The organism is Candidatus Pelagibacter communis (genome assembly GCF_001180185.1).
Lineage (GTDB): Bacteria > Pseudomonadota > Alphaproteobacteria > Pelagibacterales > Pelagibacteraceae > Pelagibacter > Pelagibacter ubique_F.
In genome coordinates this window covers 1-6,853 of sequence record NZ_CVSS01000019.1, presented here as the reverse complement: position 1 = coordinate 6,853, position 6,853 = coordinate 1, and the positions used below count along the sequence as shown (strand labels likewise).

Annotated in this window: 10 protein-coding genes; 6 read left to right on the top strand and 4 right to left on the bottom strand. The window is 26.0% G+C overall.

Annotation, left to right across the window (positions count from 1 at the left end; genetic code table 11):
- Window positions 1-2: 2 nt before the first annotated feature.
- Genes dapB through AMN95_RS01355 form a run of 3 tightly spaced genes read left to right on the top strand, consistent with a single transcriptional unit; the run spans window position 3 to window position 2,319 of the window.
- Window positions 3-740, top strand: coding sequence for a 4-hydroxy-tetrahydrodipicolinate reductase (dapB, locus tag AMN95_RS01365; RefSeq protein ID WP_075522215.1), 738 nt, complete (start codon window positions 3-5; stop codon window positions 738-740).
- Window positions 740-1,393: an endonuclease III gene (gene nth / locus AMN95_RS01360; RefSeq protein WP_075522214.1), complete on the top strand. Its 654-nt coding sequence runs from the start codon at window positions 740-742 to the stop codon at window positions 1,391-1,393. The genes dapB and nth overlap by 1 nt, the downstream gene beginning before the upstream one ends.
- Window positions 1,393-2,319: an adenosine kinase gene (locus tag AMN95_RS01355; RefSeq protein WP_075522213.1), complete on the top strand. Its 927-nt coding sequence runs from the start codon at window positions 1,393-1,395 to the stop codon at window positions 2,317-2,319. Before nth ends, AMN95_RS01355 begins: the two co-directional genes overlap by 1 nt.
- Here AMN95_RS01355 and AMN95_RS05790 read toward each other — a convergent pair.
- A complete protein-coding gene (locus AMN95_RS05790; protein ID WP_425304621.1) occupies window positions 2,309-2,419 on the bottom strand; it encodes an alternative ribosome rescue factor ArfA in 111 nt (36 codons plus the stop codon). The genes AMN95_RS01355 and AMN95_RS05790 overlap by 11 nt on opposite strands.
- Window positions 2,416-2,970, bottom strand: a complete 555-nt coding sequence (locus AMN95_RS01350; protein WP_075522216.1) for a winged helix-turn-helix domain-containing protein — start codon at window positions 2,968-2,970, stop codon at window positions 2,416-2,418. Before AMN95_RS01350 ends, AMN95_RS05790 begins: the two co-directional genes overlap by 4 nt.
- A gap of 10 nt (window positions 2,971-2,980) precedes the next feature.
- Here AMN95_RS01350 and AMN95_RS01345 point away from each other — a divergent pair, with 10 nt between their 5' ends.
- The gene (locus AMN95_RS01345; protein ID WP_075522212.1) at window positions 2,981-3,472 is read left to right on the top strand and encodes a L,D-transpeptidase family protein; all 492 of its coding nucleotides are present in this window, start codon (window positions 2,981-2,983) and stop codon (window positions 3,470-3,472) included.
- On the opposite strand, the gene AMN95_RS01340 is transcribed toward AMN95_RS01345, so the two are convergent.
- Entirely contained in the window at window positions 3,469-4,125 is a 657-nt protein-coding gene (locus AMN95_RS01340) for a YggS family pyridoxal phosphate-dependent enzyme (protein WP_075522211.1), read from the bottom strand. The two genes, AMN95_RS01345 and AMN95_RS01340, sit on opposite strands and share 4 nt — an antisense overlap.
- Here AMN95_RS01340 and AMN95_RS01335 point away from each other — a divergent pair.
- Both AMN95_RS01335 and AMN95_RS01330 read left to right on the top strand, forming a co-directional pair.
- Window positions 4,120-4,656 carry a thiamine phosphate synthase gene (locus AMN95_RS01335; RefSeq protein WP_075522210.1) on the top strand — a complete coding sequence of 179 codons (537 nt, stop codon included), beginning with the start codon at window positions 4,120-4,122 and terminating at the stop codon, window positions 4,654-4,656. The two genes, AMN95_RS01340 and AMN95_RS01335, sit on opposite strands and share 6 nt — an antisense overlap.
- A gap of 3 nt (window positions 4,657-4,659) precedes the next feature.
- Window positions 4,660-6,210, top strand: a complete 1,551-nt coding sequence (locus AMN95_RS01330; RefSeq protein WP_075522209.1) for a tetratricopeptide repeat-containing sulfotransferase family protein — start codon at window positions 4,660-4,662, stop codon at window positions 6,208-6,210.
- A gap of 54 nt (window positions 6,211-6,264) precedes the next feature.
- On the opposite strand, the gene AMN95_RS05620 is transcribed toward AMN95_RS01330, so the two are convergent.
- Window positions 6,265-6,853, bottom strand: a 589-nt coding sequence (locus tag AMN95_RS05620; protein ID WP_179850333.1) for a hypothetical protein, incomplete at its 5' end; no start/stop codon positions are given.

Below are 6,853 nucleotides of genomic sequence, written 5' to 3'. Positions count from 1 at the left end.
GCTTGAATTTGGATTTTTTGTTCTTTTCCAGTTCCTTTGTCTTTTGCCGAAAAATTCACAGTTTAACTGAATACAAAAAAATAAATAAAAAAATTGAAGGTATAGAGATACAATCTAATACATTTCAGTCATTTAAAAAAACAGATGTCATAATAGATTTTACTATTCCAAAATGTACATTTGAAGTATTAAGTATTGCATCTAAATTAAAAAAAAGAGTAGTTATTGGAACTACTGGTTTCTCCAAAAAAGAGGAAGATCTGATTAAATCCTATTCTAGAAAGATACCTATTTTAAAAGCTGGAAATATGAGTCTAGGAATTAACTTATTAATGTATATAACAGAAATTACTTCAAAATCTCTTGGTAATAAGTATTTAAGTAAAATTTTTGAAATACACCATAAACATAAAAAAGATTATCCTTCTGGTACTGCTTTAATGTTAGGAAAAGGAATAGCGGTAGGAAAGAACAAAAATTTTTATAAAATTATTGGAAAAAAATATCTTAATAAAAAAGTTTTTCCTTATGGGAAAAAAATTAATTTTAACTCTATAAGAAAAGGTGAAATAATAGGTGAGCACGAAGTTTTATTTTCAAGTGGAAAAGAGATCATAAGATTAAATCATGAAGCATTTGATAGAGCTTTGTACGCTGAGGGTGCTTTATCGGCTGCAAACTGGTTAATAAAGAAAAAACCTGGTTTATATTCAATGAGAGACTTAATGAATTTCAAATAATGAATGAAATTCAACGAGCAAAATTAATTTTAAAAATCCTTAACAAAACATACCCTAAAATTAATGTTCCACTAAAAAGTAGAAATGTATTTACTCTGTTAATTTCAGTTCTTTTATCAGCACAATGTACTGATGTTAATGTAAATAATGTAACAAAATTAATATATCCAAAATATTATAAACCTGAACACTTTGTTAAATTAGGTAGAAAAAGAATAGAAGTTTTAATAAAAAAAATTGGTATATTTAGAATTAAAGCAAAAAGTATTTACAATTTATCAAAAATTTTAATAGAAAAATATAATGGAAAAGTTCCAAAAACTTTTGAAGAACTTGAACAATTACCCGGTGTCGGTCATAAAACTGCCAGCGTTGTGATGTCTCAAGGTTTTGGAAATCCAGCTTTTCCAGTGGATACACATATACATAGACTTGCTCAAAGATGGGGTTTAACAAACGGTAAGAATGTAGTTCAGACTGAAAAAGATTTGAAAAGGCTATTTCCTAAAAAAGATTGGAATAAACTCCACCTTCAAATTATTTATTATGGAAGAGAATATTGTAAAGCTAGAGATTGTTATGGAATAAGTTGTAAAATTTGTACCACTTGTTATCCTAAAAGAAAAAAACCATTTATTGTAAAAAAACCTTAATGAAAATAGTTGGAATTGGAAATGCTATTGTAGATGTCCTTTGTAAGGTTTCTGATGAGTTTTTAAAAAAAAATTCACTAACTAAAAGCACTATGAAATTAGTAGATGAAAATGAATTTAAAAATTTAATATCAAAATTGAAAATTGAAGAAACTATTTCTGGTGGGTCAGTAGCAAATTCTATAGTTGGCTTGTCACAACTAGGAAATAAAGTTGGTTTTTTAGGAAAAGTGAGTGATGATGATTTGGGATTTAAATATGAGCAAGGGTTAAAGAGAGAAAATGTGGATTATTTGTATCAAAAAAAAAAAGAGACTATTCCAACAGGATCTTGTTTAATATTAATTACTCCAGATACAGAGAGAACAATGTGTACTTTCTTAGGAACGGCAGGAAAAATTAATGACAAAGATGTTGATGAGCAACAAATAAAAAATACAGAGATGGTATTTTTAGAGGGATATTTGTGGGATGTAGGAGGCCCAAAAAAAGCATTTGATAAAGCGATTAAAAACTCAAAGAAAGTTGCCATGTCATTATCAGATTTATTTTGTGTTGAAAGACATAAAATTGATTTTTTAGAATTAGTAAAAAATAAGCTGGATATTATTTTTGCAAATGAACAAGAAATTTTATCTTTAGTAAATGCAAAATCAATTGAGGAAGCGATAACATTTTCACAACAAATTAAAAAAAATATAATCATTACTAGGGGTGAAAAAGGAGCAATATCAATTTATAAAGATGAAATAGTAGAGTGTAGTGCTGAGCAAAATTTAAAAATAAAAGATCTAACTGGTGCTGGAGACTTGTTCGCAGCAGGATATTTGCATGGTTTGATTAATAATTTTTCCACAATAGATTGTCTTAAAAAAGGTACTGAGTTATCCTCAAAAATTATTCAAAAAATTGGAGCTAGAATTTAATTTTTTTTCTTTTAAAACTTCCTTTACCTTTTTTTGGTTTAAAAACCTTTGATTTATATCTTCTACTAGACAAGTTTTTTGCTGCTAAATTTTTTTTCAATTTAAAAAATATCCTTTTTTATTATGTTTTATAAAATCATTATCTTGAAAAAAATCTAAAAATTTTTTTCTTAGTCTATAAATATGTGTTTCTACTGTATGTGTTTCTAACGTCGATGTATATTTCCAAACTTTTTTTTGTAAATCTTTTAAACTAACAAATCCATGCTCTTCAATACAAATAATTAATTCAGTTTCCTTCTCAGTCAAACTAAGAATTGCCTTATCATTAGAAATACTTCTTGAATTAAGATCTAAGGTATATTTTCCTATTTTAATTTTTGATTGATTTAAAAATTTATTACGGAGAAACCATATATTTATTTGCTCTAAAATTTTTTTTATATTTAATGGTACATTAATAATATTACAGTTTTTAAGGTTATTTTTTGTATGAGACAAGATTATATAGTTTTCGAACTTGCCTAAATCTATTAAATCAATCTTTTTTTCATCGGACTCAATTAAATCAAAATTTAAATTTTCCTTAATTTCTTCAAAAATTTGGAATAAAATTGGAGACTTATAAACTATTAATACTCTTGAGCTCATAATATTTAAAATGCAAATAATAATTAAAAACAAAGATACTCTTTTATTCGATGAATTTAAATTCAAATGTTCCATTGGAAAAAAAGGTGTAACTTTAAATAAAAAAGAGGGTGATTTTAAAACTCCTAAAGGCACTTTCTCAATTGGACCTCTTTACTACAGAAAAAAAAGATACCCAAAATTAAAAACAAAATTACTTCAAATTCCTATCCAAAAAAATATGGGTTGGTGTGATGATGTAAAAAGTAAACATTATAATAAATTAATAAAGATAAATAAAAAAATTAGACATGAGAAAATGTTTAGACGAGATGAAAATTATGATTTAGTTGTTGTTATAAATTATAATACAAAAAAACCAGTTAAAAATAAAGGTAGTGCGATTTTTTTACATCTTACAAATAATTATAAAAAAACACTTGGATGTATATCATTAAAAAAAAGAGACATGTTAATATTATTAAAATTAATCGATAGAAAAACTATTATTAAAATACTTTAAGATCTATTACCAAATATTTTAGTTCCTATTCTCACAAAACTTGCCCCATATTCAATTGCATCGAGATAATCAGATGACATGCCCATACTTAATTCAGTCAGTCCAATATCTTTAGCTAGTACAGTCATATGATTAAAATATGTTTTTGAGTCAGTGTTTAATGGAGGTATACACATTAAACCAACAACATTTAAATTCATATCATCTACACATTTTTTATAAAAATTTCTAAGTAATTTTGGATCAATTCCATTTTTTTGACTTTCATCGCCTATGTTTACTTGAATAAAAATCTTAATCTTTCTTCTATGTTTTTTTTCTTCAATTGAAATTTTTTCAGCTAGCTTTTCATTATCTACAGAGTGAATATAATCAAATAATGGTACCGCATATTTAACTTTATTAGTTTGCAATTTCCCAATTAAATGAAGATTGATGTTAGAATTAGTTTTTTTAATTAATTTCCATTTATCTACAGCTTCCTGAACTTTATTTTCACCAAAATGATTATGACCATAATCTATTAATGGTTTTATTTGCTCTAAGCTAAATGTCTTGCTAACAGCAATTATTTCAGTTTTGAAAGTTTTTTTTTTATTTTTTAAATGTATTTCTTTTTGAATATCCTGTAAATTTATAACACTAGAATGCATTATGATTCATCTTATATTTATAGTTTTATAGATTCTTTTGATAAAAAAAGAATAAATAATTTATCCAAGAATTATGGAATTATATATAGAAATTATCAAAAAAAGATAAATCTTAAACTATTACTAGAAATTAAAAAGTTTTGCCGACAAAACAATAAAAAACTTATAATAGCAAACGATATAAGATTAGCAATCAGAGCAAATATTGATGGGGTATACATACCATCATTTAACAAAAAACATTACTCACATATTCTTAAAAATAAAAAGAAGAACTTTTTAGTTATGGGCTCTGCACATAATGTGCCAGAAATTAAAACTAAAGAAGAGCAGGGAGTAGACTTAATTTTTTTATCACCTATGTTTTTGACAAAAAATTATAAAAAAGAGTTGGGGGTAATCAAGTTTAACCTTCTGTCAAAAAATACTAAGAAAAAAATTATTGCTCTTGGAGGAATTAAAAATAAAAATCTTAAAAAACTAAAAATGACAAAATCTGTAGGATTTGCTGGTATAAGTTACTTTAATTAAAGAATGAAAAAAAAACAAATTATAGAAAATTTTCAAATTTTGATAAACAATTTTAATGCAAAAAATTATAAATTTGTTATTTCAAAAGCTTTAGGTTATTTGAAAAAATTTCCCGAAAATATAATTTTGTATAATTTACTTGGATCATCATATCAAAATACTAATGAGTATGAGAAAGCAAAAAATATATTTATTACAGGTTTAAAAATAGAACCTAATAATCTTGCAATTAAAAACAATTTAGCAAATACTTATAAAAATTTACTTAGGTATAAAGATGCAGAAAATATATTTAATGATCTTATAATTTCAAATCCAAAATATGTTAATGCTTATGTTAACTTAGGTAATTTAAAGAGAGACTTAAATAAATTTGATGAAGCATTAGAATTATATGAAAAAGCAAATAAAATTACACCAAATAATTTTATCATTTTATATTCTTTAGCTTCAGCAAATCAAGGATTGGGAAATTTCGAAACTGCAATTAAATATGCAAAAGAAGCATTAAAAAATAACCAAAAATTAACACAAGCACATTTTTTAATAAGTCAGTCCCTTACTTACAAAGATAAAAATTGGCATTACGAGGAAATTTCAGAAAAAATTAAAGATCCCAATTTAAAACAGGATGAGAAAATTGACTTATATTTTTCTCTTTCAAAAGCGTACGAAGATTTGAATGAAATAGATAAATCATTCCATTTTCTCAAAATCGGAAATGATTTGAATAAAAAAAAAATTAATTACAATATCAATGAGGACTTAGATCTAATTCAAAAAACAAAAAAAAATTTTGAAAATATAAATTTTGAGAAGTATCAAAAAAAAGATCAAGATAAAATAATTTTCATACTTGGGATGCCTAGATCAGGTACATCTTTAGTTGAACAAATTATAAGCTCTCATAGTCAAGTTATAGGTGGTGGTGAATTACCAATTTTGCCAAAAATAATTAAAAATAATTTTATGTCATCACAGAAAATCGATGCTGAGAAATTTAATGAAATAATTAATGATCCACTTAAAATTGAATTAATTAACAGAAACTACAAGGATTTTATAAAATATTTTAATATAAAAAATAAATTCATTACAGATAAAGCCCCTTTAAATTTCCGATGGATTGGATTTATTAAAGTTTTGTTTCCAAATGCAAAAATTATTCATTGTCAAAGAGATCCTAAAAATAATTGCCTTTCATTGTATAAAAATTTATTTGAAGGTGGTTTAGGTTTTTCATACGATGAAAATGATTTAGTAAAATTCTACAAAACCTACAAAAATTTAATGAGTTTTTGGAAAGCCAAAAAACATAATGATATTCTTGAAATAAGTTATGAAGAACTAGTAAAAGACAATAGAGAACAAATAAAAAGAATTTTAAAATATTGCGAATTAGAATGGGAGGAAAATTGTTTAAACTTTTATAATAATAAAAATCCAATCAAAACAATGAGTACCGCACAAGCAAGAAAACCTATTTACAAGAGTTCTCTGAGCGCTTATGAAAAATACAGAGATTATCTAAAAATTATTGAGAATAACCTGTAAAAAAAAAGCCCCAGTGAAAACTGGGGCTTTTATAAAATTTAAAGTCTTAAATGATTAGAAAGCAAAAGATAATGCAATCTCAGTCATTGAATCGTCAGTACCAGAAGTTCCACCCATAGCAGATCCTTCGTTCATGTTACCAGCGATTTTCATAGAACCCATAGTGTAAGCTACAGCGAAACCTTCTAAATCTTCAGTTACGTGTGCAGCACCTGGCTTAGCAAACTCAGTTTCGGCTTCTCCGTAAGAGATTGAGAAATTTTCGTTTACGTTAAATGCAATACCCCATCTTGTAGCGTATTCATTTGTTCCACCAGTTCCACCTGCATCCTCTGCTGACTCTTGATAACCTACTACGAAACTACCCATTGCGTATGTTACGTAAGCAGTCATATCTTCTTTATCACCTTCGTCACCAGTTGTGATGTTTGCTTGTGATGCTTCTACTTCACCATAACCAACACCCCAAGATAGACCATCAACACCTAGCATATCTCCAGATCCTGTTAATGCAAAGTCATAACCAGAACCTAAGCTAGTTCCAGATGAAGAACCGTCTGAATTGTTAGTTCCACTACCTCTTCTTACAGCAGCATTTAAAAATATCGCAAATTTGATTTCATTGTTTGTTGAATTATTTAGT

What these genes read in the sequence shown, in the direction of transcription:
- nth (WP_075522214.1), top strand. Translation starts at nt 740, where the DNA reads ATGAATGAAATTCAACGAGCAAAATTAATTTTAAAAATCCTTAACAAA.
- AMN95_RS01355 (WP_075522213.1), top strand. Translation starts at nt 1,393, where the DNA reads ATGAAAATAGTTGGAATTGGAAATGCTATTGTAGATGTCCTTTGTAAG.
- AMN95_RS01350 (WP_075522216.1), bottom strand. Translation starts at nt 2,970, where the DNA reads ATGAGCTCAAGAGTATTAATAGTTTATAAGTCTCCAATTTTATTCCAA.
- AMN95_RS01345 (WP_075522212.1), top strand. Translation starts at nt 2,981, where the DNA reads ATGCAAATAATAATTAAAAACAAAGATACTCTTTTATTCGATGAATTT.
- AMN95_RS01335 (WP_075522210.1), top strand. Translation starts at nt 4,120, where the DNA reads ATGCATTATGATTCATCTTATATTTATAGTTTTATAGATTCTTTTGAT.
- AMN95_RS01340 (WP_075522211.1), bottom strand. Translation starts at nt 4,125, where the DNA reads ATGCATTCTAGTGTTATAAATTTACAGGATATTCAAAAAGAAATACAT.
- AMN95_RS01330 (WP_075522209.1), top strand. Translation starts at nt 4,660, where the DNA reads ATGAAAAAAAAACAAATTATAGAAAATTTTCAAATTTTGATAAACAAT.